The organism is Devosia sp. A16 (genome assembly GCF_001402915.1).
GTDB lineage: Bacteria > Pseudomonadota > Alphaproteobacteria > Rhizobiales > Devosiaceae > Devosia_A.
Genome location: NZ_CP012945.1, coordinates 1,692,801 through 1,716,609, shown reverse-complemented (window position 1 = coordinate 1,716,609; position 23,809 = coordinate 1,692,801). Strand labels below are relative to the sequence as shown.

25 protein-coding genes are annotated in these 23,809 nt (G+C 65.6%); 20 read left to right on the top strand and 5 right to left on the bottom strand.

The features are described 5' to 3' along the window. Nucleotides 1-23: 23 nt before the first annotated feature. Both APS40_RS08365 and APS40_RS08360 read right to left on the bottom strand, forming a co-directional pair. The gene (locus APS40_RS08365; RefSeq protein ID WP_055046607.1) at nt 24-806 is read right to left on the bottom strand and encodes an acetoacetate decarboxylase; all 783 of its coding nucleotides are present in this window, start codon (nt 804-806) and stop codon (nt 24-26) included. Then, nucleotides 803-1,528, bottom strand: a complete 726-nt coding sequence (locus APS40_RS08360) for a FadR/GntR family transcriptional regulator (protein ID WP_156342871.1) — start codon at nt 1,526-1,528, stop codon at nt 803-805. Before APS40_RS08360 ends, APS40_RS08365 begins: the two co-directional genes overlap by 4 nt. Before the next feature lie 211 nt (nt 1,529-1,739). Here APS40_RS08360 and APS40_RS08355 point away from each other — a divergent pair, with 211 nt between their 5' ends. Continuing rightward, nucleotides 1,740-2,867, top strand: coding sequence for a mandelate racemase/muconate lactonizing enzyme family protein (locus APS40_RS08355; RefSeq protein ID WP_055046605.1), 1,128 nt, complete (start codon nt 1,740-1,742; stop codon nt 2,865-2,867). 160 nt (nt 2,868-3,027) lie between these two features. On the opposite strand, the gene APS40_RS08350 is transcribed toward APS40_RS08355, so the two are convergent. After that, entirely contained in the window at nt 3,028-3,693 is a 666-nt protein-coding gene (locus APS40_RS08350; RefSeq protein WP_055046604.1) for an SGNH/GDSL hydrolase family protein, read from the bottom strand. Between the two features lie 162 nt (nt 3,694-3,855). Between APS40_RS08350 and APS40_RS08345 the strand changes: the two genes are divergently transcribed. The 8 genes from APS40_RS08345 to APS40_RS08310 all read left to right on the top strand — a co-directional run bounded on the left by APS40_RS08345 (nt 3,856) and on the right by APS40_RS08310 (nt 12,445). Then, nucleotides 3,856-5,043 carry a sugar ABC transporter substrate-binding protein gene (locus tag APS40_RS08345; protein ID WP_055046603.1) on the top strand — a complete coding sequence of 396 codons (1,188 nt, stop codon included), beginning with the start codon at nt 3,856-3,858 and terminating at the stop codon, nt 5,041-5,043. 65 nt (nt 5,044-5,108) lie between these two features. Next, nucleotides 5,109-6,629: a sugar ABC transporter ATP-binding protein gene (locus tag APS40_RS08340; protein ID WP_055046602.1), complete on the top strand. Its 1,521-nt coding sequence runs from the start codon at nt 5,109-5,111 to the stop codon at nt 6,627-6,629. 10 nt (nt 6,630-6,639) lie between these two features. Beyond that, entirely contained in the window at nt 6,640-7,638 is a 999-nt protein-coding gene (locus APS40_RS08335) for an ABC transporter permease (protein ID WP_055046601.1), read from the top strand. Then, a complete protein-coding gene (locus APS40_RS08330) occupies nt 7,638-8,360 on the top strand; it encodes a FadR/GntR family transcriptional regulator (RefSeq protein WP_055046600.1) in 723 nt (240 codons plus the stop codon). The genes APS40_RS08335 and APS40_RS08330 overlap by 1 nt, the downstream gene beginning before the upstream one ends. Before the next feature lie 23 nt (nt 8,361-8,383). After that, the gene (gene rhaM / locus APS40_RS08325) at nt 8,384-8,701 is read left to right on the top strand and encodes an L-rhamnose mutarotase (RefSeq protein WP_055046599.1); all 318 of its coding nucleotides are present in this window, start codon (nt 8,384-8,386) and stop codon (nt 8,699-8,701) included. A gap of 88 nt (nt 8,702-8,789) precedes the next feature. Further along, nucleotides 8,790-9,974 (top strand): L-rhamnonate dehydratase, encoded by a 1,185-nt coding sequence (gene rhmD / locus APS40_RS08320; RefSeq protein ID WP_055046598.1) that lies wholly within the window; start codon nt 8,790-8,792, stop codon nt 9,972-9,974. Nucleotides 9,975-9,991: 17 nt separating this feature from the next. After that, nucleotides 9,992-10,738, top strand: a complete 747-nt coding sequence (locus tag APS40_RS08315) for an SDR family NAD(P)-dependent oxidoreductase (RefSeq protein WP_055046597.1) — start codon at nt 9,992-9,994, stop codon at nt 10,736-10,738. 414 nt (nt 10,739-11,152) lie between these two features. Continuing rightward, nucleotides 11,153-12,445, top strand: coding sequence for a Gfo/Idh/MocA family protein (locus APS40_RS08310; protein WP_055046596.1), 1,293 nt, complete (start codon nt 11,153-11,155; stop codon nt 12,443-12,445). Nucleotides 12,446-12,600: 155 nt separating this feature from the next. Here APS40_RS08310 and phnF read toward each other — a convergent pair whose 3' ends face one another. Continuing rightward, entirely contained in the window at nt 12,601-13,338 is a 738-nt protein-coding gene (gene phnF, locus APS40_RS08305; protein WP_156342870.1) for a phosphonate metabolism transcriptional regulator PhnF, read from the bottom strand. Nucleotides 13,339-13,419: 81 nt separating this feature from the next. On the opposite strand from phnF, the gene phnG reads away from it, so the two are divergent. From phnG to APS40_RS08290, 3 genes are read left to right on the top strand one after another with little or no spacing between them, the layout of a single operon-like run. Then, complete coding sequence (gene phnG / locus APS40_RS08300; protein WP_055046595.1) at nt 13,420-13,869, top strand: phosphonate C-P lyase system protein PhnG; 450 nt, start codon at nt 13,420-13,422, stop codon at nt 13,867-13,869. Beyond that, nucleotides 13,869-14,459: a phosphonate C-P lyase system protein PhnH gene (gene phnH, locus APS40_RS08295; RefSeq protein ID WP_055046594.1), complete on the top strand. Its 591-nt coding sequence runs from the start codon at nt 13,869-13,871 to the stop codon at nt 14,457-14,459. Before phnG ends, phnH begins: the two co-directional genes overlap by 1 nt. Before the next feature lie 3 nt (nt 14,460-14,462). Next, on the top strand, nt 14,463-15,563 hold the full coding sequence (locus APS40_RS08290) for a carbon-phosphorus lyase complex subunit PhnI (protein ID WP_055046593.1): 1,101 nt from the start codon (nt 14,463-14,465) through the stop codon (nt 15,561-15,563). A gap of 2 nt (nt 15,564-15,565) precedes the next feature. Here APS40_RS08290 and APS40_RS24820 read toward each other — a convergent pair whose 3' ends face one another. Next, nucleotides 15,566-15,760: a hypothetical protein gene (locus tag APS40_RS24820; RefSeq protein WP_055046592.1), complete on the bottom strand. Its 195-nt coding sequence runs from the start codon at nt 15,758-15,760 to the stop codon at nt 15,566-15,568. A gap of 50 nt (nt 15,761-15,810) precedes the next feature. Between APS40_RS24820 and APS40_RS08280 the strand changes: the two genes are divergently transcribed. From APS40_RS08280 to phnE (APS40_RS08245), 8 genes are all read left to right on the top strand, one after another. After that, a complete protein-coding gene (locus APS40_RS08280; RefSeq protein WP_055046591.1) occupies nt 15,811-16,692 on the top strand; it encodes an alpha-D-ribose 1-methylphosphonate 5-phosphate C-P-lyase PhnJ in 882 nt (293 codons plus the stop codon). 151 nt (nt 16,693-16,843) lie between these two features. Continuing rightward, on the top strand, nt 16,844-17,617 hold the full coding sequence (gene phnK / locus APS40_RS08275; protein ID WP_055046590.1) for a phosphonate C-P lyase system protein PhnK: 774 nt from the start codon (nt 16,844-16,846) through the stop codon (nt 17,615-17,617). A 172-nt stretch (nt 17,618-17,789) separates the two neighbouring features. Further along, complete coding sequence (gene phnL, locus APS40_RS08270; protein WP_055046589.1) at nt 17,790-18,494, top strand: phosphonate C-P lyase system protein PhnL; 705 nt, start codon at nt 17,790-17,792, stop codon at nt 18,492-18,494. After that, nucleotides 18,491-19,099: a DapH/DapD/GlmU-related protein gene (locus APS40_RS08265; RefSeq protein WP_055046588.1), complete on the top strand. Its 609-nt coding sequence runs from the start codon at nt 18,491-18,493 to the stop codon at nt 19,097-19,099. The genes phnL and APS40_RS08265 overlap by 4 nt, the downstream gene beginning before the upstream one ends. Nucleotides 19,100-19,409: 310 nt before the next feature. Further along, entirely contained in the window at nt 19,410-20,282 is an 873-nt protein-coding gene (gene phnC, locus APS40_RS08260) for a phosphonate ABC transporter ATP-binding protein (RefSeq protein WP_055046587.1), read from the top strand. A gap of 90 nt (nt 20,283-20,372) precedes the next feature. After that, on the top strand, nt 20,373-21,281 hold the full coding sequence (phnD, locus tag APS40_RS08255; protein ID WP_055046586.1) for a phosphonate ABC transporter substrate-binding protein: 909 nt from the start codon (nt 20,373-20,375) through the stop codon (nt 21,279-21,281). 69 nt (nt 21,282-21,350) lie between these two features. Next, a complete protein-coding gene (phnE, locus tag APS40_RS08250) occupies nt 21,351-22,328 on the top strand; it encodes a phosphonate ABC transporter, permease protein PhnE (protein WP_055046585.1) in 978 nt (325 codons plus the stop codon). Further along, a complete protein-coding gene (gene phnE / locus APS40_RS08245; protein ID WP_055046584.1) occupies nt 22,328-23,677 on the top strand; it encodes a phosphonate ABC transporter, permease protein PhnE in 1,350 nt (449 codons plus the stop codon). Before phnE (APS40_RS08250) ends, phnE (APS40_RS08245) begins: the two co-directional genes overlap by 1 nt. The last annotated feature ends 132 nt before the right edge of the window (nt 23,678-23,809 follow it).

Below are 23,809 nucleotides of genomic sequence, written 5' to 3'. Positions count from 1 at the left end.
TTTCCTGAAAGCACTCCGGGCGCTTATGCGCTCTTGGCCAGATAGTCGTGGATGATCTCGCCGGTGACGAGGGTGAAGTCGGCGCGCCAGTAGAAGGCCTCGAGCGGCTCGACCACCGGCAGGCGGAACACCGGCGCCTGGGCATTGGGCCTGAGCTCCACCGTCGCCGGCCCGCGCCAGCACTCATGTACCTTGACGTCTGTGAGCTTGCGCGAGGTGATCTGGCGGATCGCCGGGGTGCCGTCGATGTGGTTGACCGCCTTCAGATTGAGGTTGGTGCCGTAGTCGAAATGCGCCCGCATCAGCGCAGGATCGACCGGCTGCTGCTTGTAGGGCGTGGTAACGGTGATGACGTCGATGCCGTTGCGCTCGACGCCGCCGACCATCAGGTCGCCACGGAACTCGAGGAACGGGTTGGCGAGCTTCTTGGGCTGGCCATGCACCTCGCGGCCATGGGCCACGCCGCCGTCGGAGGCGAGGAACAGGTAAGGCGAATAGGCGCCGGAGCGGCCGTTCGGCAGCTTGGCGCCGAACATCACGTTGGCTTCGTGATAGGGCCCGATCCAACTGGTGTCGTTCATCTTGTAGATGTGCACGCAGACCACGTCGCCGGTGGCTTCGACCGGCGGCGGGGCGAGGAACTGCATCGCCTTGGGGTCGGTGCGCCAGAACACCGTCAGCACTTCGGCATTGCGGAAAGTGAAGGGGAAGGGCGGGATGAACGGCGCATCCCACGGAGTGGAAAAGCCACCCGCGAGGATGTTGGCCTCGGTGACCTTGTCGAGCCCCCAGCGTCTTTCGGTCATTCGTTCTTTGCCTTCATCGCAGCCTCGGTGGATTGCAGCACGTGGTCCATGTGGGTGATCATCGCCTGCCGTGCCGCGGCAGCATCGCGCCGCCGGATCGCTTCGACAATGATGCGATGGTCGGCAATCGATGTGGAGATGACGTTGGGCGTTTCCGAAGCGGTCTTTCTGAATTCCTGGCCGAGCACATTGAGGCTCTGGGCGGCGCGCGACAGGAATTCATTGCCGGAAAGCTCGCCCAGCCGGCGATGGAAGGCGGTATCGACATCGCTATAGCGCGCCGGCTCCAGCTTGGCCTCTTCCTGCGCCGCGATGAGTGTGTCCAGTTCGTCGAAGCCAGCGGCCTCGCCATGGGTGGCCGCAAGAGCGGCGATCTCGCCTTCGATCAGCCGGCGCGCCTCATATAGCTTTTCGACTTCGGCGGCGCGCAGGGTGAGGAAGAAGGTCAGCGGCGCGAGGAGGTCTGAGGCTTCGAGCTGCGAGACGAACACGCCGCCGCCATGCCGCACCTCGATGACCCCCAGCACGGCGAGAGCGCGCAGCGCTTCGCGCAGCGTCGGACGCGAGACCTCGAAGGTCTCGGCGAGCTTGCGCTCGGGCGGCAACTGGTCGCCCGGCCTCAGATTGCCGGTGCTGACGAGGCCGAGCAGGCGCGCCACCAGCATCTCGGTCAGGCCGGAACGGCGCAACGGCGCTTCGCCGCTGAGGTCGCTGATCGGCACTGTTTCGCTCCCCCTTACGTCCGCGGCATCTTTGGCCGTGTTGTAGTAGATGGCCAAGTGGTCTGACCACTTCTTGACCTAGCAGCGCCCCCGGTGCTAGTCAACGCCAGACAATGCCGAGCTCGAGCAACGGGCCACAGGTTTGATTTGTCGCGCTTTCGAACCGGAAAAGTCTGCAACTTTTCCTGAAAGCGCTCAGGGAGGATGCCGCATGCACGTGGGCCAGATCACCAGCTACGTGATCCGCTATGCCGACACCAACGACCACGGGAACCTCCGCCAGACGGTGCTGGTCAGGGTCGAGACCGTGGACGGCGTGGTCGGCTGGGGCGAGGGCATCGCCATGTGGCCAGAGGCCTGCTGGGCAACCAAGACGCTGATCGATACGGGCTTCGCACCGCTCCTCAGGGATGCCGGTGAGATCAGCATCACGACGGCATGGGAGAAGATGCGGGCGCACGCCTGGTGGTATGGCGAGGGTGGCATTGCGTGCTTCGCCTATTCGGCACTCGACATGGCGCTGTGGGATATCGAAGGCAAGCTCCAGGGCAAACCGCTCTACGAGCTCTTGGGCGGCAAGGTACGGGAGAGTTTGCCGGCCTATTCCTCGAGCCACGTCAACAAGGCGACCCGGGCGCTGTGCGTCGACGAAATCGTCGGCTACCAGGCGGAAGGCTATCGCGGCGCCAAGCTCGGCTTCGGCAAGCGCGGGCTTTCCGATATCGGGCAGGATCCGGACAACGACGTCGCCTTCGTGCGCGAGTTGCGGGAAGCGCTGAGGCCGGATTTCGAGATCATCGTCGATGTCGGAAATGGGGTGAAATGGGACCGCGAGACCGGCATCGCCACCGCCCGGCGAATGGCCGAGTACGAGATCGGCTGGATCGAGGAGCCATTCTATCCGACGCGGATCGACGACTACCGTGCGCTGAAGGCGGCGCTGCCGGAGCTGCCGATCGGCACCGGCGAGCGTGAGTTCACGGTGACCGGCTACCAGCGGCTGATCGAGACCGGCACGGTCGACGTGCTGGGCGTCGATCCGTCGCGGGCCGAAGGAGTGACCGGCTTCTCCAAGATTGACGCGCTCTGCGGCGCGGCCGGGATCGCCATCAACGCTCATGCCTGGAGCACGGCGATCCTCAGCGCGGCGAGCCTGCATCTGTCGCTCTGCTCGCCCAATGCCCGGCTGTTCGAGTTCAAGCCGATCCCCGTGGTGGTGCAGACGGACCTGGTCGACGAACCGATCCGCCAGCGAGACGGGCAGGCGTATGCGCCGACGCGTCCAGGGCTTGGGATCGAGGTGGACGAGTCGGTGGTGAAGGCGTTGAGCCTTGGGTAGCCACCGGACTCACAGTGATCCTCCCCCGCGTGGCGGGGGAGGGGGACCAGCGAAGCTGGTGGAGGGGGGAGTCCAAGCCGGTGACTCTTGCCGCCCCCTCCACCGCCTTCGGCGGTCCCCCTCCCCCGCCCCGCGGGGGAGGATCACCGAGAGGCCGGTGCTAAACCTCGAGTATCCGCCTTACCTCCCCCGCCAGCGCCAGGCCGAGCGTCTCATGCGCGCCGGCATCGAGGTGGATGCCGTCGTCGTCGCTGGAGGCGATGACGGTGCCGGCATTGAAAAAGTGCACGCCATAGGACTTGGCGACGCGGGCATATTCGGTGACGAATTTCTGCGATTTGGCGCTGCCGCCCTCGAACATTTCGGTGAGCCAGGTGAGCCTCGCCAGTGGGGCGGGCGACACCAGCAGCACTTCGGGCGCGAGGCCTTCGGGGCCGGCGGTGGAGCGGCGCACCAGGTCGGCGAGCTTGCCGGCGCCATCGGCGATGTCGCCGGCGGTCATCGACAGTCGAGCTTTCAGGTCATTGGTGCCCAGCATGATGATCACCAGGTCGAGCGGCATATGGCTGATCAGCGACACCGGCAGGTAGCGCTCGCCATTTCGGATTTCGCCTTCGATCGGATCGTCGACGCAGGTGGTGCGGCCGTTGAGCCCCTCTTCGAAAACGTTCACGCCGGCGCCGAGCGCCGCCTGCATGATGCGGGGCCAACGCTGGGTGACGCCGAAGCGGCCGCCGGCACCGCGAAAAGGCTGGGGCACGGCGCCCCAGGTGTTGGAATCGCCATAAGCCAGCACCGTCAGCGGTGCGGACGCCTGATCTGCCATTCGGACCTCCCGTTTTCGCTAGCCCTACGGTCAAGCGGAGGGAACGGTCAACGATAATTGGTCTGACCAAATAGCCAGAACCGGCTTGCGCCCGAAAATCGGACGCGATATTAGCTTGGATAATTGGACTGACCAATTGTCCAATAAATGGGAGAGAGAAACATGCGACTGAAGAGTCTGCGCCTGGCGGCGATAGCCGGGCTGACGGCGGCCCTTATGTCGGGCGCTGCCCTTGCCGAGGATTTCCACGGCTTCGACCCGGCCAATTTCGACGGCAACATGGTGAGCCCCGAGCAGCTCGCTGCCATGGTGGTCGACGCGATTGCCGCCCATGCGCCGCGCAATGGCGGCAAGCTCAGCATCGGTTTTGCCAATCTGGCGCGCGACGTGTCGTTCTGCCTGAAGGTGGAGCAGGGCATCATCGCCAATGCCGAAGCCGCGGGCATCGACCTGCAGGTCGTCGACAACCGCCTCGACGGTGCGACGGCGCTGGCCAATGCCGAGAGCTTCCTGCAGCGCAATGTCGACTTCGTCATCGAATTTCAGACCGATGCGAATTTCGGCGCGACCATCATGCAGAAGATGAATGACGCGCAGACCAAGGTCATCGCCATCGACATCCCGATGCCGGGCGCGACCTTCTTCGGCGCCAACAACCCGAAATCGGGCTTCATGGGCGGCGCCTATCTCGGCCAGGCGGCGATCCAGAAGTTCGGCGCCGACAAGGTGAAGACCGGTTTCCTGGTGGTCGGCGAGTTGCCGCAGTCGGGCGCCGTGCCGGCCATGCGCACCAACGGCCAGGTGGCCGGCTTCAAGGGTGCGGTCGGCGAGTTCCCCGATGCGCAGATCATCAAGATCGACACCAAGAACACCCTCGAAGAGAGCTTCACCCAGATGAACAACGTCATCGGGCGGATTCCCGAGGGCGTGCCGATCATGGTGACGGCGATCAACGACCAAGCCTCGGCCGGCATGCTGCGCGCCGTCAAGCAGGCGGGCCGCGAGGCCGACCTGATCGTCGTCGGCATGGGGGCGGACGAGATCCAGACGATGATCGACGAGCCGGCCTTCGTCGCTTCGGTGGGTTACTTCCCCGAGCGCTACGGCAACTTCCTCGTGCCGCTGGCCCTGATGGAGCTGGCCGGCAAGGAGGTGCCGGATACCGTGCTGATGACCCACTACATGGTCACCGACGGCAATGTCTGCGAGTTCTACAAGGACTTCGCCTGCTCGGCGACGCCGGACGCGATCACCTTCGAACTGCCCGAAGCCGCCTACAAGGCGCACCTCGAAGAGATCCGCAAGCTCCCCGAGCTGCAGGACTCGCTGAACCTGATCCCCACGAACTGATCCTGACCCCTGACCCGGGACGGTGGCACCTGCCATCGTCCCGGTCTTTTTCGACAGGTTTTCGCATGTCCAGCACAGCACGACTTTCGATGCGCGGCATCGACAAGTCCTTCGGTGGCGTCCCGGTGCTCAGCAATGTCGAGCTCACGCTCGAAGCGGGCGAGGTCGTGGCGCTGCTCGGCTCGAACGGCGCCGGCAAATCGACACTGGTGAAGATCCTGACCGGGCTCTACAGCCGCGATGCCGGGATCGTCGAAGTCGACGGCCAGGCGGTGCTGTTCACCAGGCCCGCCGATGCGATCGCCGCCGGCGTAAAACTGCTGCCGCAGGAAATCTCGGTCATGCCCGACCTCAGCGTCGGCGAGAACATCCTGCTCGGCGATCTGCCGATGAAGCCGGGTTTCGGGTTCAGGCAGGTCGATTACAAGACCATCCACATCCGCGCCACTGAGCTCCTCGCCCAACTGGGCTTTGAGGCACTCGATACGCACCAGGACGTGAAGCGCCTGTCGGTGGCCGAACAGCGCATCGTCGAGATCGCGCGCGCCATTGCCGGGCAGGCGCGAATCCTGATCATGGACGAGCCGACCGCCGCCCTGACCGAGCAGGAGGCGGAGCTGCTGTTCGCCATCATCCGCCGGCTGAAAGCGCAGAAGGTCTCGGTGGTCTACATCTCGCACTACATGAGCGAGGTGTTCGAAATTTCCGATCGCATCGTGGTGCTGCGCGACGGGCGCAATGCGGGCGATTTCATCACCCGCGACACCAGCAAGGCCGAGGTGCTGGCCGCCATGCTCGGCGCCACGGCCGGTGACCTCTATCCGACTGAGCCGCCCCCGCCGGCCGGTACCGATGTGCTGAAGGTCGAAGGTTTTGGCGTTCGCGGTAAGATCGCCGATGTGAGCTTTGCGGTGCGCTCGGGCGAGATCCTCGGCATCTTCGGGCTGGTCGGCTCGGGTGTCGAGGTGCTGGGGCGGGCGCTCTATGGCGCGGTGCATAGCGAACGCAGCGGCCAGGTGACGCTCGACGGGCGTCCCTATCGACCGTCGACGCCGCAGCACGGCAAGGAGGCCGGTATCGGGTTCGTTGCCGCCGAACGAAAGAAGGAAGGCATCATCGCCGACCTGACGGTGCGCGAGAACATCGCGCTGCCGTTCCAGAACCGCTTCACCCGCGGGCTGTTCGTTTCGACCGAGGCCGAGACCGGGCACGCACAGAACTGGATCCGCGATCTCGGCATCCGCACGCGTGGACCGGAGCAGAAGCTGAGGACCCTGTCGGGGGGCAACCAGCAGAAGGTGTGCCTGGCGCGCTGGCTGGTCGAGGGTGTGAAGCTCTTGATCCTCGAAGAGCCGACCCGCGGTGTCGATATCGGCGCCCGCCGGGAGATCTACGGCAAGCTGCGCGAGCTGACCGCCAGGGGCTTTGCGGTGATCATCCTCTCCTCCGACGTCGAGGAAGTCGCGGGGATTTCCGACCGCTCGCTGGTGCTCGACCGCGGCCGCATCGTCCAAGAGTTCCCGCGCGGGGCAACCCCCGCCGCGCTGATGGCCGCCACGGCCGAAACCGAAACCACTGCCGCCTGAAGGGACTGCCATGGCCACCACTGCCGAGACCACTGCTGCCGCCCCGTCGCTCAAGCGCCGGTTCATGGACCTGCTCGCCAAGCCCTGGTCGGGCGTCGCCATGCTGCTGGTGTTCTACCTGATCCTGATCGCGGTGTTCTCGATCCTGTCGCCGTTCTTCTTCAACACCCGCAACATGCTGCAGATCGGGCTCAACGTCGCCTATATCGGGCTGATGGCGGCGGCAGGAACGCCGCTGATCATTGCCGGCGGGCTGGACCTGTCGGTGGCAGCGATCGCCGGGCTCACCGGGGTGATGATCTCGCTGCTCGTCGGGCTGGGCGTGCCGGTCTGGGTGGCGGTCGGGCTGGCCCTGGCGCTCGCCGCGGCGATCGGCGTGGTCAACGGGTTGTTCACCACCCGGCTCAAGCTCAATCCGCTGATCACCACGCTGGGGATGATGAGCATCGTTTCCGGCATTGCGCTGGTCCTCACCGGCGGCCTGACCCGGCCGCTGATGATTCCGGGCTTCAACTGGATCGGCAACGAGCGGCTGTTCTCGATCCCGATTCCGCTGATCATCATGCTGGTCACTTTCTTCGGCCTGTGGCTGGTGATGACCAAGACCAAGTTCGGCCGCTTCATCTACGCGGCCGGCGGCAATGCCGAAGCGTCGCGGCTGATCGGCATTCCGGTCGAGCGCACGGTGATCGTGCTCTACGTGATCTCGGCGCTGGCCGGCGCCATCGCCGGCACCATCCTCGGCGCCATGCTCGGGGCGGCCGGACCCAATGCCGCGGGCTCGCAGCTGCTCACCGTCATCGCCGCCATCATCCTTGGCGGCACCAGCCTCAATGGTGGACGCGGCTCGGTGTGGGGCACGCTCTTGGCGGTGCTGATCCTGGGGACACTCAACAATGGCTTGACCCTGCTCAACGTATCGAGCTTCTGGCAGGATGTGACGCGCGGCGTCGTCCTGATGCTCGCGGTGAGTCTGGATCAGTTGCGCAATCGCGCCCTGGGTGAGTGATGATCGCGGTTGAGTCCTATGCGCCGATCGAACGCAGCAGCTCGGTTGCCGAGCAGGTGGCCAAGCGCCTGCTCGAGATGGTGCGGACCAAGGCGCTGAAGCCGGGCGACCAACTGCCGCCCGAACGAGAACTCGCCACCTACATGCAGGTCAGCCGGCCGAGCCTGCGCGAGGCATTGCGGGGGCTGCAGATCCTCGGTGTCCTCAAGATGCGGCAGGGTGGCGGCATCTACGTCACCGGGCTCGAGGCCTCGGACCTGCTCGGCCCGCTGCAGTTCCTCATCACGCTCGACAGCCAGAACCTGGGCGCGCTCTACGAAAGCCGGCATATGATCGATGGCTCGATCGCCCGGCTCGCCACCGAGCGGATCACCGACGCGCAGATTGCGAGCCTCCACAAGCTGGTCGAGGCGCAGGTGCACCTGACCAGCGACTCGCTAGGCTTCCGGCTCGCCGATACCGAGTTCCACGAAACCATCGCGGCCGCCACCGGCAACACTTTCCTCGTCACCATCTCGCACTCGCTCTACGTGCTCGGCATGGAATATCGGCGGATCGCGGCCGAAACCCCCAATGTGCTGGAGCGCTCGCTGGCCGAGCACCGGGTGATCCTTGCAGCGCTCGAGGCGCGCGACGCGGCAGCGGCCGAAGCGGCGATGCAGGCGCATCTGCTCAGCGTCCACCGCTCGACCCTCGACGTGATGCAGGCCAAGGGCGCCTGACCCCTAACCCCAAGGAGACAGCCATGTCCGAGCGCATCGCCTTCCGCATGAAGGTGCACCCCGGCAAGATCGCCGAGTACAAGAAACGGCATGACGAGATCTGGCCCGAGCTCAGCCAGGCGCTGCGCGATGCCGGCGTGTCCGACTACTCGATCTGGCACGATGCGGAAACCGACGAGCTGTTCGCGACGCTGGTGCGTACCGCCGACCACAGCATGACCGATCTCCCCAGGACCGAGATCAACAAGCGCTGGTGGGCGTTCATGAGCGACATCATGGACTACAATGACGACGGCACCCCGCATGTCGTCGACCTCAAACAGGTCTTCCATCTCCCCTGATGACGACGTTTGTCCCTGCGGCCGGCGCCTGCCACCCAAGGCCGCTCCTGGCAGCAATTGGTCTGGCTCTTCATACAAGGACCGTCGCATGACGACCTCAGACTTCACCATCAAGGCCGTGCGCGTTTCGCTCGTCGAGAGCGAGGGGGATGGCGGCGACTACTTCCAGCAGGGTCGCGGCCACTGGCTGATCGACACGCTGATCGCCAACCCGATGTCGGGCTACGAGAAATACAAGGCGTCACGCCAATCCTGGGGTATCGGGGTGATGGGCTCGATCGTCGTCGAGATCGAGAGCGAGGCCGGCGTCACCGGCGTCGCCACGGGCTTCGGCGGGCCGCCGGCGGCGTGGCTGGTGGCCAACCATTTCACCCGTTTCCTCGTCGGCGAGGACGCGCGCAACATCTCGAAGATCTGGGACCAGATGTTCCGCGCCTCGATGCCCTACGGCCGCAAGGGCATGCCGATCGCCACCATCTCGGTGGTCGACCTGGCGCTGTGGGACCTCGTCGGCAAGCTCCGGGGCGAGCCGGTCTACAACCTGATCGGCGGCAAGTGCCATGACGAGATCAGCTTTTACTGCACCGGCCCGGCGCCCGACGCGGTGAAGGATCTCGGTTTCTGGGGCGCCAAGGTGCCGCTGCCTCATAGCCATTTCGATGGCGAAGACGGGTTGCTGAAGAATGTCGAATTCCTCGCGGCGCAACGCGAGCTGGTCGGCCCTGATTTCCCGCTGATGGTCGATTGCTACATGGCGCTGACCGTGCCCTATGCCATCCGGCTCGCCGAAAAGACGAAACACCTCAACATCTACTGGTGGGAAGAGGTGCTGCACCCCGACGATGTCGAGGGCTTCCGGCTGCTGAAGCAGGCGCATCCGACCCTCAAGTGGACCACCGGCGAGCATGAATATACCCGCTATGGGTTCCGCCGGCTGATCGAAGAGCGCACCATCGACGTGCTGCAGCCGGACGTGATGTGGGTGGGCGGGCTGACGGCGCTGCTGCAGATCGCGGCGCAGGCGGCGGCCTACGATATCCCGGTCATCCCGCATGGCTCGGGACCCTACTCGTACCAGTTCATCGCCAGCCAGCCGGCACAGTCGCTGTGCGAATACGTGGCGGCCAGTCCCGACGGGCGCTCGATCCGGCCGATCTTCGGCAAGCTGTTCAGCGGCGAAGACCTGCCGCAGAACGGTCGACTAAAGGTCAGTAGCGCGCCGGGCTTCGGTATGGAAATAGCTGATCGCGGTCTGCTAAAGCCGTTCGCGTGAGCCAATAAGAGAGTTTCATGAACCAGATAGACCTCAACGGCCAGGTGGCCGTCATCACCGGCGGTGCGCAGGGCATCGGCTTCGCCATCGCCAAGCGGCTGGTCGCCTCCGGCGCCAAAGTGAGCCTCTGGGACATGAATGCCGACCTGTTGGCCAGTGCCAAGGCCGAACTCGGCGCTGCCGCTTCGAGCGTTGCGGTCAACATCACCAATTATGACGCCGTTGCCGCCGCCGTGGCGGAAGTGGAAAAAGGCCTCGGCAAGCTCGATATCCTGGTGCACTCGGCCGGCATTGCCGGCAAGAACGCCCCGCTCGACGAGTATGAGCTCGACGAGTGGCGCCGGGTCATCGACATCGACCTCAACGGCGCGTTCTACGTCAACCGCGCCGTGTTGCCGGGCATGAAGGCCCGCAACTACGGCCGCATCGTCAATATCGCCTCGATCGCCGGCAAGGAAGGCAACCCCAACGCCTCGGCCTATGCCGCAGCCAAGGCCGGCGTCATCGGCATGACCAAGGCGGTGGGCAAGGAAGTGGCGAAATACGACATCGCCATCAACGTCATCACCCCGGCGACCGCCAAGACCCGCATCCTCGAGGAACTGAAGCCCGAGTTCATCGACTACATGCTGAGCCGCATCCCGCGCGGCCGTTTCCTCGAAGTCGAGGAAGCCGCCAACATGGTGGCCTGGCTGGTGTCGAAGGAAAACAGCTTCACCACGGCGTCGGTGTTCGATCTGAGCGGTGGCCGGGCGACGTACTGATCGTCCAAAAGGCCGCCCATCGGGCGGCCTTCTTGCTTTCTGCACAGGCGTTATCCCCGCGAAGGGCTCATATGGGCGCGGTGGGAACGTGCCCTCCACCCCTCACCCGTCTCGGCCTTACGGCCGATCCACCCTCTCCCCGACGGGGAGAGGAAAAGAGGTTACCGCCGCACTCTCCGGATTCTTCTCCCCGTCGGGGAGAAGGTGGCGCGTAGCGCCGGATGAGGGGAAAGCCACGATACCAAGGGTTCGGGAGATGACGCTGGTGGGTGTGGACCCTTCGTGGCTCATCCGCACCACCCCCAAACCTCCCCCTTGAGGTCGGCTTGACCTAAGTAACCAGACGGTGAATTATGCGTGGGCGGTCCGCTGGAGGAGCTCGGGTCGCGTGACCACCCGACGAGGATACCCCCAGTGAAGTACGCGATAGTCGGCGTCGGCGGGCGCCATGCCATGTTCCGCAAGGCGATCACCGAGACGCATGCGGAGGGCAACGACCTTGTCGCCTTGTGCGACGTGAACGGGACGCGGCTGGCGCTGTCGGCCGGCAAGATCCCGCAGAAGGGCAACGGCATCGCCACTTACGAGGCGGCCGATTTCGGCCGGATGATCGCCGAGCAGCAGCCCGATACGGTGATCGTCACCACGCCGGATTACCTGCATCACGAGTATATCGTGGCCGCGCTCAAGGCCGGGCGCAACGTGATGACCGAAAAGCCGATGACGGTGGATCTCGAAAAGCTGCGCGCCGTGCTGGAGGCGCAGCAGCAGAGCGGCAAGCGGCTCACCGTCACCTTCAACTACCGTTACACGCCGGCCCGCACACAGCTCAAGGACCTGCTGATGTCGGGCGTCATCGGCGACATCACCGCAGTGGATTTCCGCTGGTATCTCGACCGCGTGCACGGCGCCGACTATTTCCGCCGCTGGCACCGCTACAAGGAGAAATCCGGTGGCCTGCTGGTGCACAAATCCACGCACCATTTCGACCTGATGAACTGGTGGGTCGCCTCGACCCCCAAGACCGTCAGCGCCAATGGCAAGCGGGTGTTCTACACCCCTGTCATGGCCGAGGAACTGGGGCTCGGCGCGCATGGCGAGCGTTGCCACACCTGCCCGGTGTTCGACCGCTGCGAGTATCGGCTCGACCTCGCGGGCGATCCGGCGCTGCGCGAGCTTTACCTCGATGCCGAGGACGACGACGGGTACCTCCGCGACAAGTGCGTGTTCGCCGACGACATCACCATCGAAGACACCATGCAGGTGCAGGTGAAATACGCCAACGACGTGTTCCTCAACTATACGCTCTGCGCCTACAGCCCGTGGGAAGGGCTGGAGATCAAGTTCCACGGCACCAAGGGCGAGCTGACGCATCGGCATGTCGAAGTGCACGGGGTGTTCGGCGGCGTGCGCGACAAGGCTCAGGAAGATGCGATGACGACGACGCTGCATCTCGCCGGCGGGTTGCCGGAGGCGGTCGACGTGTGGGCCGGCGAGGGCGACCATGGCGGCGCCGACCCGGTGATGCTGGGCTATCTGTTCGCGCCCGAGAGCATGGAGCCCGATCGTTACAACCGCGCATCGACGCACAAGGAAGGCGCGTGGTCGATCCTTACCGGGATTGCGGCGAATGCGTCGATCGCTTCGGGGCAGACGGTGGATGTGGATCGGATGCTCAAGGAGGCGGGGATCAGTCTGGCGCGGTAGGTGCTGACTGAAGCCGACGGCCCCCTCCCGGCCTCCCCCATAAAGGGGGAGGTGAAGAGTCGAGGCTCTGTCTTCGATCGTGCCTAGTAAACCGGCGGGCACCTCCCCCTTTATGGGGGAGGATGGGAGGGGGCCGTCTCTCTCAGTGACTCACCCTAAACCACCAACTCCATCCGATCCGCCGGAAATCGCGTCAGCATGGCGTGGATCGGCACACCCGCGGCATCGAGATCCACCGCGTCGGACACCAGGACGACGGCGCCGGGCGCGAGCTTCAGGGCCTGCACTTCTTCCACGGTAGCGTGGCGGGCCGAGATGCGGGTGGTGCCGCGCGAGTAGTCGTCGATGCCGTAGCGCTTCAGCGCCTCGGTGATCGAGCCGGTTTCGGCATAGGCGCGATCGATGCCGGAAAAGCGGGCTTCAGGGAACCAGCCGGTGGCGCGAGCGAGGGGGCGGCCGTCGGCGAAGGACACCGTTTCCTGCCGCAAGAGGCGCGTGCCGGGCTTGATCGCCAGCGCTTCGGCGAGGCGCGGCGTGGCGCGTTCGATCTTCGATGACAGCAGCTCGGCGCTGCGTTGGCGCACCTGCCCGGCGAGGCCTTCGGAGAAGCGGGTGCGGCGGCCGATCGGGTAGCTCAACCGCCGCGCCTCGGCGACGAAGGTGCCGCGGCCGTGTTCGGCGCGCAGCACGCCCTCCTCCTCCAGCACGGCGAGGGCACGGCGAACGGTGTGGCGGTTGACGCCGAAGCGCTCGGCAAGGCTCAGCTCGCCCTCCAGCTTGTCGCCGCTCTCGAGCTTGCCGCCGACGATGTCGAGGCGAATGGCGTCGGCGATCTGCCGCCACAGGGCGACGCCGCCGGCCGGGGCGATTTCGGTGCGGCTCAAGATTGTCATTGCATCTTCACACGGTCGGCCTATAGCGGGGCGAAACGACATTACTTGTCTATTTTACTATACAAGTTGGAGCAAGAGCCAATGTTTGAGGCGCCTCAGCATAACCCCAGGCGGGAGGCGATGGCGGTGTTGAGCCACGCCACGCCGAAGCGGCTTGGTGAACTGTGGGCCGCCTGGGCCGACAAGCCGGCCTTCCACAAGGTGCGTGGCCCGGAGACCGGGCTGGTGATGGTGCGCGGTCGCGCCGGCGGCGGCGGCAATGCTTTCAACCTCGGCGAAGCGACGGTCACGCGCGCCACGGTGCGGCTCGAAACCGGCGAGGTCGGGCACGCCTACTGCCTCGGCCGCGATGGGGACAAGGCGGTGCAGTCGGCGCTGTTCGACGCGCTGCTGCAGCGCGACGCCGAGGCGGTGGAGACGCTGGTGCTGCAGCCGCTGCGGCAGGAGCAGGCGGCGGCGGACGCCAAGCTTCGCGACGAGACGGCGGCCACCAAGGTCGACTTCTTCACCATGGTCCGGGGAGACGATTGATGGACACAACGATCGAAGGCGGCTTCGCCGACCTGGTGCTGGGGGGACAGAGCGTGTTCCGCGCCGTGATGGAGGCGCTGGCCCGTCCGGGCTCGGTGCAGTCGATCGCGTCGGACGCGCTGCCGCCGGCGCCGCTGACGCCGGAGCTTGGCGCGGTGGCGCTGACGCTTTGCGACCACGATACGCTGGTGTGGCTCGACCCGGTGCTGGCCGCCAACGAAGCGGTGAGGGCCTGGCTGGCTTTCCACTGCGGTGCGCCGCTGACCTCGGAGATCGGCGAAGCGGCATTCGCGCTGGTCAGCGATGTGGCGCTGCTGCCGGCGCTCGAGCGCTTCGGGCAGGGCACCGATGAATACCCGGACCGCTCGACCACGGTGGTGCTGGCTGCCGCAGCCGATGATCGCTCCGTGACCCTGAAGGGGCCCGGCATCAAGGACCAGCTGACAACCGCGCTGCCGCTGCCCGGCGGCGATTTCATCGACCAATGGGCGGAGAACCGCGAGCGGTTCCCGCGCGGAGTGGACCTGCTGCTGGTGCGCGATGGCACCGTGGTCGGCCTGCCGCGCACCACCCGCATCTCGGAGGCTTGAGCCATGTATGTTGCCGTCAAGGGCGGCGAGGCCGCCATTGCCAATGCTCACCGGCTGCTCGCCGATCGCCGTCGCGGCGACCGCTCGGTGCCGGCTTTGCGCCTCGACCAGATCATCGAACAGCTCGGCCTTGCGGTCGATCGCGCCATGGGCGAGGGCTCGCTCTATGACCGCGAGCTGGCGGCGCTCGCCATCATCCAGTCGCGCGGCGACCTGATCGAAGCGATCTTCCTGGTGCGCGCCTATCGCACCACGCTGCCGCGCTTCGGCTACTCCAAGCCGATCGACACCGCCGCGATGAAGATCGAGCGGCGTGTTTCGGCGACGTTCAAGGACCTGCCGGGTGGCCAGCTGCTCGGGCCGACCTTCGACTACACGCACCGCCTGCTGGACCCTGATATTGCCGAGGGCGCTGCGGTGGACGAGGCGATCACCCGCCCCAGCCTGGACGAGCCGGCGCCGCGGGTCACCGACCTCCTCGACCACCAGGGGCTGATCGAGCCCGATGTGTCCGAAGTGCAGGACGAGATCGGCGACCTCACCCGCGAACCCCTCGAGTTCCCGCTCAACCGCGACCGGCGCCTGCAGGCGCTGGCGCGCGGCGACGAGGGGTTTCTGCTGGCGCTCGGCTACTCGACACAGCGCGGCTATGGCCGCTCGCATCCGTTCGTCGGCGAGATCCGCATCGGCGAAGTCGAGGTGGAGCTCGATATTCCGGAGCTCGGCTTTGCGGTGAACCTCGGACGCATCCGGGTCACCGAGTGCCAGATGGTCAACAAGTTCAAGGGCAATGCCAAGGTGCCGCCGCAGTTCACCCGCGGCTACGGGCTGGTGTTCGGGCAGGCCGAGCGCAAGGCCATGGCGATGTCGCTCTGCGATCGCTCGCTGCGCGCCCGGGAGTTGGGGGAGGATGTCGAGCACCCGGCGCAGGACGAGGAATTCGTCATCTCGCACTCCGACAACGTGCAGTCGACCGGCTTCGTCGAACACCTGAAGCTGCCGCACTATGTAGATTTCCAGGGTGAACTCGGGCTGCTGCGCGAAATGCGGGCCGAGCACGACAGCGCCGACGAAGCAGAAGCCTATCCGGAGGCGGCAGAATGACCTCAGTCGCCGCCGCCACCGCCATCGCCGCCACCGCCGTCGCTGTCGGACGTGCTCCAGCCGCCGCCATCACCATCACCGCCAGCACCTCCGCCGGCATATGGCCGCTTGCGGCGGGATCGCCAGATCGCAACGAGAACGACAGTCACCACCACGACGATGATGGCGATGCTGAGCACCAGGTCTTCCATGGGCATCCGCGCCATTCCCCTGCGCTGGCGGCGTACGAGCTGAAGGATATGCGAGCATGAGCATGATCGCCAAATACAACTTCGCCTATCTCGACGAGCAGACCAAGCGGATGATCCGCCGGGCCATTCTCAAGGCCATTGCGGTGCCGGGTTATCAGGTGCCGTTCGCATCCCGCGAGATGCCGATGCCCTATGGCTGGGGCACCGGCGGGGTGCAGGTCACCGCTTCGATCATCGGTCCGGACGATGTGCTGAAGGTCATCGACCAGGGCGCCGACGACACCACCAACGCAGTGTCGATCCGCGCCTTCTTCGCCAAGGTCGCCGAAGTCGCGGTCACCACCCACACCGAAGAGGCGACGATCATCCAGACCCGCCATCGCATCCCTGAGGCAAAGCTGACCGAGGGGCAGGTGCTGGTCTACCAGGTGCCGATCCCCGAGCCGCTACGCTTCCTCGAGCCGCGCGAAACCGAGACGCGAAAGATGCATGCGCTCGAGGAATATGGGCTGATGCATGTGAAGCTCTACGAGGACATCGCCAAGAATGGCCGCATCGCCACGACCTACGCCTATCCGGTGAAGGTCGAGGGCCGCTACGTGATGGACCCCTCGCCGACGCCGAAATTCGACAACCCCAAAATGCACATGTCGGAGGCACTGCAGCTGTTCGGCGCCGGGCGCGAGAAACGCATCTATGCGGTGCCGCCCTATACCGAAGTGGTGAGCCTCGATTTCGAGGACCATCCGTTCGAGATCCAGCATTTCGAGGAACCGTGTGCGCTCTGCGGCGCCACCGGGGTCTACCTCGATGAGGTGATCCTCGATGACAAGGGCGGGCACATGTTCGTCTGTTCCGACACCGACAACTGCGAGGACCGCCGCGAGCACGGCCACCGCGGCAAGCTCGCGGGTCATGCGCTGGAGGCAGCGGAATGAGGCTCGCGTCCCCGCAGTTCTGCGCCTCCCTCCCCCTTGAGGGGAGGGATCGAGGGAGGGGGTGGTGCGGTGATCACCGATGGACCCCCACCCCCAACCCCTCCCCTCACGGGGGAGGGGAGCCGACAGCCTCCAGCACCGGAGTCCTCAAATGACCGAACCTCTCCTCCGCGTCCGCGACCTCAGCAAGTTCTACGGCAGCCGCATGGGCTGCGCCGATGTGTCGTTCGAGCTGTGGCCGGGCGAAGTGCTGGCCATTGTCGGGGAATCCGGCTCCGGCAAGACGACGCTGCTCAACTGTCTCTCGACCCGGCTGGAGCCGAGCTCCGGCCTCGCCGAATACCGGATGCGCGACGAGGTGTGGCGCAATCTCTACGATCTCAGCGAGGCCGAGCGGCGCTTCCTGATGCGGACCGACTGGGGTTTTGTGCACCAGAACCCGGCGGATGGCTTGCGGATGACGGTCTCGGCCGGCGCCAATGTCGGCGAGCGGATGATGGCGGTCGGCGACCGGCATTATGGCCGGATACGCTCGACGGTCATCGAATGGCTCGGTCGCGTCGAGATCGCCGAGGACCGGGTCGATGACGAACCGCGCGCCTTCTCCGGCGGCATGCGGCAGCGGTTGCAGATCGCCCGTAACCTCGTGACCCATCCGCGTCTCGTCTTCATGGACGAGCCGACCGGCGGGCTCGACGTCTCGGTGCAGGCGCGGCTGCTCGACCTGATCCGCGGGCTGGTCGCCGATCTCGGGCTCTCGGCCATCATCGTGACCCATGATCTGGCGGTGGCGCGGCTGCTGTCGCACCGGATGATGGTGATGAAGGATGGCCACGTGATCGAGCAGGGGCTCACCGACCGGGTGCTGGATGATCCCCGCGAGCCGTATACGCAGTTGCTCGTTTCTTCGATCTTGCAGGTGTGACGATGTGCACACCGCTCGCAGACGGCCCCCTCCCATCCTCCCCCATGAAGGGGGAGGTGCCGCATCGAGTATCTGGCACGATCGTGCCTAAGCACCGGCTCTTCTTCACCTCCCCCTTCATGGGGGAGGCCGGGAGGGGGCCGTCTCTCTCAGTCAACGAAAGGGAAGCCGCATGACCGCCCTGCTTTCAGTCTCAGACGTCGCCAAATCCTTCACCATGCACCTGCGCGACGGCATCGTGCTTCCGGTCGTTTCCGGCGTCGGGTTCGAAGTGAATGCCGGCGAGTGCGTGGTGCTTGGCGGGCCGTCAGGAGCGGGCAAATCGAGCCTGCTCAAGATGGTCTACGGCAATTACGGCGTCGATGCCGGCTCGATCTCGCTGATCCATCACGGCCAGCCGGTCGATCTGGCGACCGCCAGCCCCCGCACCGTGCTCGACCTGAGGCGCGATACCATCGGCTATGTCAGCCAGTTCCTCCGCACCGTGCCGCGCGTTACCACGCTCGACGTGGTGGCGGAGCCGCTGGTCAGCCGCGGTACGGCGCGCGAGGAGGCAACGGCGAAGGCGCGCGAGCTGCTGGCGCGGCTCAACCTGCCGGAGCGGCTGTGGTCGTTGCCGCCGGCGACCTTCTCGGGTGGCGAGCAGCAGCGGGTGAATATCGCCCGCGGCTTCATCACGGAGCACCCGGTGCTGCTGCTGGACGAGCCGACGGCCTCGCTCGATGCCACCAACCGCGCGGTAGTGGTGGAAATGATCGCCGAAAAGAAGCGGGCGGGTGTCGCGCTGCTCGGCATCTTCCACGACGAGGAGGTGCGCGCCCAGGTTGCCGACCGTATCGTCGATGTCACATTGTTCGCCGCGAGGAAGGCCGCATGAAGCTCTCGGAAACGCCGGTGGTGCACCCGACTGCCGAAGTGCACGACTCGACGCTCGGCCGCTACACCGAGGTCGGCGCCAACTGCCACGTGCACCGCTCGACGCTGGGGGACTATTCCTATCTCGTCGACGGCACGCAGGTGGCGTATGCAGAGATTGGCAGGTTCGCCAATATCGCGGCCAATGTGCGCATCTATGCCAGCAAGCATCCGATGCAGCGCGCGTCGCTGCATCACTTCACCTACCGCTCGAGCTGGTACTTCGAGGGCGAAGCGGATGACGCTGCGTTCTTCGAGTGGCGCGCCGAGAACGGCATCGAGATCGGCCACGACACCTGGATCGGCCATGGCGCGGTGATCATGCCGGGCGTCAAGGTCGGGCACGGCGCGATCGTCGGTTCGAACGCCGTGGTCACCAAGGATGTCGCTGACTTCGCCATCGCGGTGGGCGTGCCGGCCAAGCCGATCCGCCAGCGCTTCCCCGGCCCGATCGCCGACCGGCTGCTGGCGCTCGGCTGGTGGGACTGGAGCCACGACAAGCTCCATCAGGCCCTGCCGGATTTCCGCGCGCTCGAGATCGACGCCTTCCTCGAAAAGTACGAGTAGCGAGCTTTGCCGCATTGGCTCAGAGGTTGGACTCAACCCTGGACCTACTCACGGCGTCATCCCCGCGAAGGCGCACCGGGTCATTCCCGCGAAAGCGGGAACCTCTGTTTTCTTGCATGCGGCACCATTTCAAACGGGGGTCCCCGCTTTCGCGGGAATGACCCGGTGATGGAAAGGCGTGATCGCGGAGCGGGTTAGCGCCATGCGACCCGCGCTTTTCCACTGTCATGAAGACGTCACCCAACCTTCACGCGCGCTTCGTGTAGCCGCCTTAGGTGTTGGCCCCGTCGATTGGACGGGGTGCCCGCGCATGCTGAAGATTTCTCAGGTTACACGTCGCTTCGGCGCCAAGCTGGCAGTCGACAACGTCAACCTCGAAATCTCCGCCGGGCAGATGGTCGGCGTCATCGGCCGCTCCGGCGCCGGCAAGTCGACGCTGCTGCGGATGATCAACCGGCTGATCGATGTCAGCGAAGGCAGCATTGCGTTCGACGGCGCCGCCGTATCGTCGCTGCGCGGCCAGGCGCTGCGGGACTGGCAGCGCGACTGCGCCATGATCTTCCAGCAGTTCAACCTGGTGCCGCGCCTCGACGTCATCACCAATGTGATGCTCGGCCGGCTCAACCGCCGCAACACCATCATGAGCCTGTTGCAGATCTTTTCCGAGGACGAGCAGCTGATGGCGCTCAAGGCGCTGGAGCGCCTCGATATCGCGCAGACCGCCAGCCAGTGGGCGCAGACCCTGTCGGGCGGCCAGCAGCAGCGCGTTGCCATTGCCCGGGCGCTGATGCAGGAGCCCAAGGTCATCCTCGCCGACGAGCCGATCGCCTCGCTCGACCCGCGCAACGCCAAGATCGTCATGGACTCGCTGCAGGCGATCAATGAGGAGCAGGGGATCACCGTAATCACCAATCTCCACACCCTCGACACGGCGCGTGCCTATTGCGAGCGGATCATCGGCATGTCGGCCGGTCGTGTGGTGTTCGACGGCACGCCCGAGCAACTGACCACCGAGGTGGCGCGTGAACTCTACGGCGCCGACGGCCTCGAAGAAGCCTTCTCGGAGGAGATGACCTCGACCAGCCTCGAGGCGATCGTCCCCAAGAAGAGAAAGAAGAAGCACGCCGATCTGCCGCCGGGCGCCCTCGAGGCCCCGCTCGCTTCGGCCGGCTTGCCCAACTGAAATCAGAGTTTCCGCTCCTGCCGGTCGGCCGCCTGCTCGCGCGGCGCGGCAGGTGGCGGAAAGCCAATCGCGTCACCAAAGGAGACATCCATGTCCGCGATCCGTAACGTCCTCGTGGCGACCCTCGCCCTCACCATGACCGGCACTGCCTTCGCGCAGGACATCTCGGTCCTCCGCATCGGCCTCGACGGCTCGGAGAACGAAGCCGACCAGATCCGCAAGACCGAATGCGTCGCCGAGGGCCTCAAGGCCGCGACCGGCGTGCCGGAAGTGCAGATCTTCCCGTCGCCCGACTATAACGGCGTCATCCAGGGCCTGCTCGGCGGCACCATCGACATCGCCCAGATGGGCGCCTCGTCCTATGCGGCCATCGTGCTGCAGGATCCGGCCGCGGTCGATCCGATCCTGACCACCGCCGGCGCCGACGGCTCCACCGGCTACTATTCGCTGCTGGTTGCCCGCAAGGACAAGGGCTTCACCAAGCTCGCCGACCTCAAGGGCAAGAAGCTCGGCTTCGCCGACCCGGATTCGACCTCGGGCTACCTGGTGCCGAACGTCTCGCTGCCCGCCGATATCGGCGCTCCGGTGGCCGAGTTCTTCGGCGAGACCGGCTTCGGCGGCGGCCATGAGAACCTGGTGCTCGGCGTGCTCGACGGCACCTGGGATGCCGGCACCACCTTCGGTTCGGGCGTCGGCGACTGGGCCGAGGGCTATACCTCCGGCAACCTCCACACCATGGTCGAGAAGGGCATTCTCGACACCGACGATATCGTCGAGCTGTGGCGCTCGCCGCAGATCCCGAACGGCCCGCTCATGGTCTCCAACAAGCTGCCGGAAGACCTCAAGGCGAAGATCCAGGCGTTCTTCCTCGAGCTGCCGACCAAGGACCATGCCTGCTTCGTCGGTTTCTCGGGCGGCGAGAACACCGCCTATGTCGAAGTCGATCCGTCCTTCTACGACACCATCGTGGCGGCGCGTAAATCCGTGATCGGCGACTGATCGAACACCCAATGAACGCGAACGGCGGTGCCCCCGGGGGCGCCGCCGTTTCGACATCAGGAGCAGGACATGGCGGATATCGCGCACCAGCCAGCCGGCGGCCTCAGCGAGGCGACGCGGACCATCTACGGTCACTATCGCCAGCAGATCCGCACCCGGCGCGTCTATTCCCTCATTGCGCTGGGGGTGTTTGCCATCGTGCTCGCCCTGTCGCTCAACTTCGCCAACGCGGCGAACTCGGGCAAGTTCTTCGAGCGGCTGCCCTACCTGTTGGATTTCCTTCGCAGCTTCGTGCCTAACGATCCGCTCGAGATCTTTCGAGCCATGTTCGACCTGCCGTCGCCCTATGCCGACGGCTCGATGAAGTACGATTTCACCTCGCAGCGGATGTATTTCACCGACACGCTCTACGTGCCGCATTTCATCTACGAGCTGGTCGTCACGGTGAACATCGCGATCGTTTCCACCATCATCGGCGGCGGGCTCGCCTTTTGCCTCTGCTTTTTCGCCGCCACCAACCTGGTCGGCGCCGGCGCCGTCCGCTTCGTGGTGCGGCGCATCATGGAAATCCTTCGCGCCTTCCCCGAGATCGTCATTGCGGGCCTGCTGACCGCCATCCTGTCGATCGGCCCGATTGCGGCGATCTTTGCGGTCTCGCTCCATACCATCGGCGCGCTCGGCAAACTGTTCTTCGAAGTGGTCGAGAATGCCGACATGAAGCCCGACGAGGGGCTGCGGGCGGTCGGCGCCACCTGGCTCGAGCGGGTGCGCTACGGCATGCTGCCGCAGGTGCTGCCGAATTTCGTCAGCTACACCCTGCTGCGCACCGAGATCAATGTGCGCGCCTCGACCATCATCGGCGCGGTGGGCGGCGGGGGTATCGGAGAGGCGTTCCGCCTGTCGATCGGCAACAACCACGCGGCCAAGACCTACGCCATCATCATCCTGCTGCTCGTCACCATCATCGCTGTCGATCAGTTCTCAGGCTGGCTGCGGCGCCGGCTGGTCGGCAAGCAGGCTTTCGAATTCGGACGGGGAGCGGCGTGATGTCGAACGTGCTCGCAATGGATGGCGCCGAACGCGCGCGGCTGAAAGCGGAACACGCCGCGGTACTGCACAAGCCGTGGTGGCAGCGCTGGGCGCTGCTGATCGGTCTCGTGGTCACGGTGCTCTATCTCGGCTTCTGCTACGCGTTCTTCAATGTCGGTCCGGCGTTCGAGAACGGCAAATGGGACCGCGCAGCGCTGTACCTGCAGGATTGGTATTCGTGGCGGGCCCAGCCCCGGCTGAAATTCGCCGACGGCAGGGTGACGGCCACCTGGTCGAGCCGCGGACAATATCCGGCCGACGCGAAGATCGACTGGCTGACCCCGCATGACGACGGCTCGATGACGGTGACGTTCGGCGGCGACGCCAACCGGCTGGAGGTGACGCCGACGCTGGTCACCGCCTATGTCGACGGCGCGGCCTACCCGGTCACCATCGGCCCCGACGCGGTGACCGCGCCTGCCGATGCACCGGGCGCGGTGCGCCAGGACCCCAGCAAGGTGGTGGTCGACTACGGCTTTGCCGGGCAGGCGGAAATCCGCGGCAACCAGGTCTACGTGCAGCGCCGCTTCCTCGGCTGGGCCAACTTCTGGTTCGACACGCGCTCGGCCTATTGGGGGCTCAACCCGCTCGAAGTGCTGCAGCTGATGTTGAGCCCCGAGCGCGTCGACCCGGCCCGCTCGAACTTCGATACCGCGGTGAAGGATTTCCTCGGCAATGGGGTGTGGCAGCACGGCGATATCCTCTCCAAGCTGCTGCAGACGCTGGTGATGGCTTTTGTCGGGTCGCTCCTTGCGACGCTGTTCGCGTTCCCGCTGGCCTTCATCGCGGCGCGCAACATCACGCGGTCGCGGCCGGTGAACTGGCTGATGAAGCGGACGTTCGATTTCCTGCGCTCGATCGACATGCTGATCTGGGCGCTGTTCTTCACCCGTGGCTTCGGCCCGGGGCCGATCCCGGGAATCGCGGCGATCTTCTTCACCGACGCCGGGGCGCTGGGGAAGGTCTATGCCGAGGCGCTGGAGAATGTCGACGACCGGCAGCGCGAAGGCGTCAAATCCGTCGGCGCGTCGGAGAGCGTGGTCAACCGCTTCGGCGTGGTGCCGCAGGTGCTGCCGGTGTTCATCTCGCAGTCGCTCTACTTCTGGGAAAGCAACACCCGCTCGGCGACGGTCATCGGGGCGGTCGGCGCCGGCGGCATCGGATTGAAGCTGCTCGAGGCGATGGGCACCAATTCCGACTGGGACAAGGTGGCGTACATGGTGCTGCTGATCCTCATCGTGGTGTTCGTGTTCGACAACCTCTCCAATGCACTGCGGTCGCGGTTGATCGGGCCAAGAGCGCATTAGGTCGGGCGGCGTGCCTGTTCTGGGCACAATCCTGCTCAACCCACCGCCCTACACCTCCCCCTTGATGGGGGAGGCCGGGAGGGGTGGGGCCGCACGCCCAATGTTAGAAGTGTCGTGGCGCCTTTTCACCTG

Coding starts and splice junctions, on each gene's coding strand:
- APS40_RS08280 (WP_055046591.1), top strand. CDS start 15,811: ATGAGCATGATCGCCAAATACAACTTCGCCTATCTCGACGAGCAGACC.
- phnH (WP_055046594.1), top strand. CDS start 13,869: ATGGACACAACGATCGAAGGCGGCTTCGCCGACCTGGTGCTGGGGGGA.
- APS40_RS08365 (WP_055046607.1), bottom strand. CDS start 806: ATGACCGAAAGACGCTGGGGGCTCGACAAGGTCACCGAGGCCAACATC.
- APS40_RS24820 (WP_055046592.1), bottom strand. CDS start 15,760: ATGCCCATGGAAGACCTGGTGCTCAGCATCGCCATCATCGTCGTGGTG.
- APS40_RS08345 (WP_055046603.1), top strand. CDS start 3,856: ATGCGACTGAAGAGTCTGCGCCTGGCGGCGATAGCCGGGCTGACGGCG.
- APS40_RS08290 (WP_055046593.1), top strand. CDS start 14,463: ATGTATGTTGCCGTCAAGGGCGGCGAGGCCGCCATTGCCAATGCTCAC.
- APS40_RS08315 (WP_055046597.1), top strand. CDS start 9,992: ATGAACCAGATAGACCTCAACGGCCAGGTGGCCGTCATCACCGGCGGT.
- rhaM (WP_055046599.1), top strand. CDS start 8,384: ATGTCCGAGCGCATCGCCTTCCGCATGAAGGTGCACCCCGGCAAGATC.
- phnD (WP_055046586.1), top strand. CDS start 20,373: ATGTCCGCGATCCGTAACGTCCTCGTGGCGACCCTCGCCCTCACCATG.
- APS40_RS08350 (WP_055046604.1), bottom strand. CDS start 3,693: ATGGCAGATCAGGCGTCCGCACCGCTGACGGTGCTGGCTTATGGCGAT.
- APS40_RS08355 (WP_055046605.1), top strand. CDS start 1,740: ATGCACGTGGGCCAGATCACCAGCTACGTGATCCGCTATGCCGACACC.
- APS40_RS08335 (WP_055046601.1), top strand. CDS start 6,640: ATGGCCACCACTGCCGAGACCACTGCTGCCGCCCCGTCGCTCAAGCGC.
- phnE (WP_055046584.1), top strand. CDS start 22,328: ATGTCGAACGTGCTCGCAATGGATGGCGCCGAACGCGCGCGGCTGAAA.
- phnE (WP_055046585.1), top strand. CDS start 21,351: ATGGCGGATATCGCGCACCAGCCAGCCGGCGGCCTCAGCGAGGCGACG.
- APS40_RS08340 (WP_055046602.1), top strand. CDS start 5,109: ATGTCCAGCACAGCACGACTTTCGATGCGCGGCATCGACAAGTCCTTC.
- phnK (WP_055046590.1), top strand. CDS start 16,844: ATGACCGAACCTCTCCTCCGCGTCCGCGACCTCAGCAAGTTCTACGGC.
- phnC (WP_055046587.1), top strand. CDS start 19,410: ATGCTGAAGATTTCTCAGGTTACACGTCGCTTCGGCGCCAAGCTGGCA.
- phnG (WP_055046595.1), top strand. CDS start 13,420: ATGTTTGAGGCGCCTCAGCATAACCCCAGGCGGGAGGCGATGGCGGTG.
- phnF (WP_156342870.1), bottom strand. CDS start 13,338: ATGACAATCTTGAGCCGCACCGAAATCGCCCCGGCCGGCGGCGTCGCC.
- rhmD (WP_055046598.1), top strand. CDS start 8,790: ATGACGACCTCAGACTTCACCATCAAGGCCGTGCGCGTTTCGCTCGTC.
- APS40_RS08330 (WP_055046600.1), top strand. CDS start 7,638: ATGATCGCGGTTGAGTCCTATGCGCCGATCGAACGCAGCAGCTCGGTT.
- APS40_RS08265 (WP_055046588.1), top strand. CDS start 18,491: ATGAAGCTCTCGGAAACGCCGGTGGTGCACCCGACTGCCGAAGTGCAC.
- phnL (WP_055046589.1), top strand. CDS start 17,790: ATGACCGCCCTGCTTTCAGTCTCAGACGTCGCCAAATCCTTCACCATG.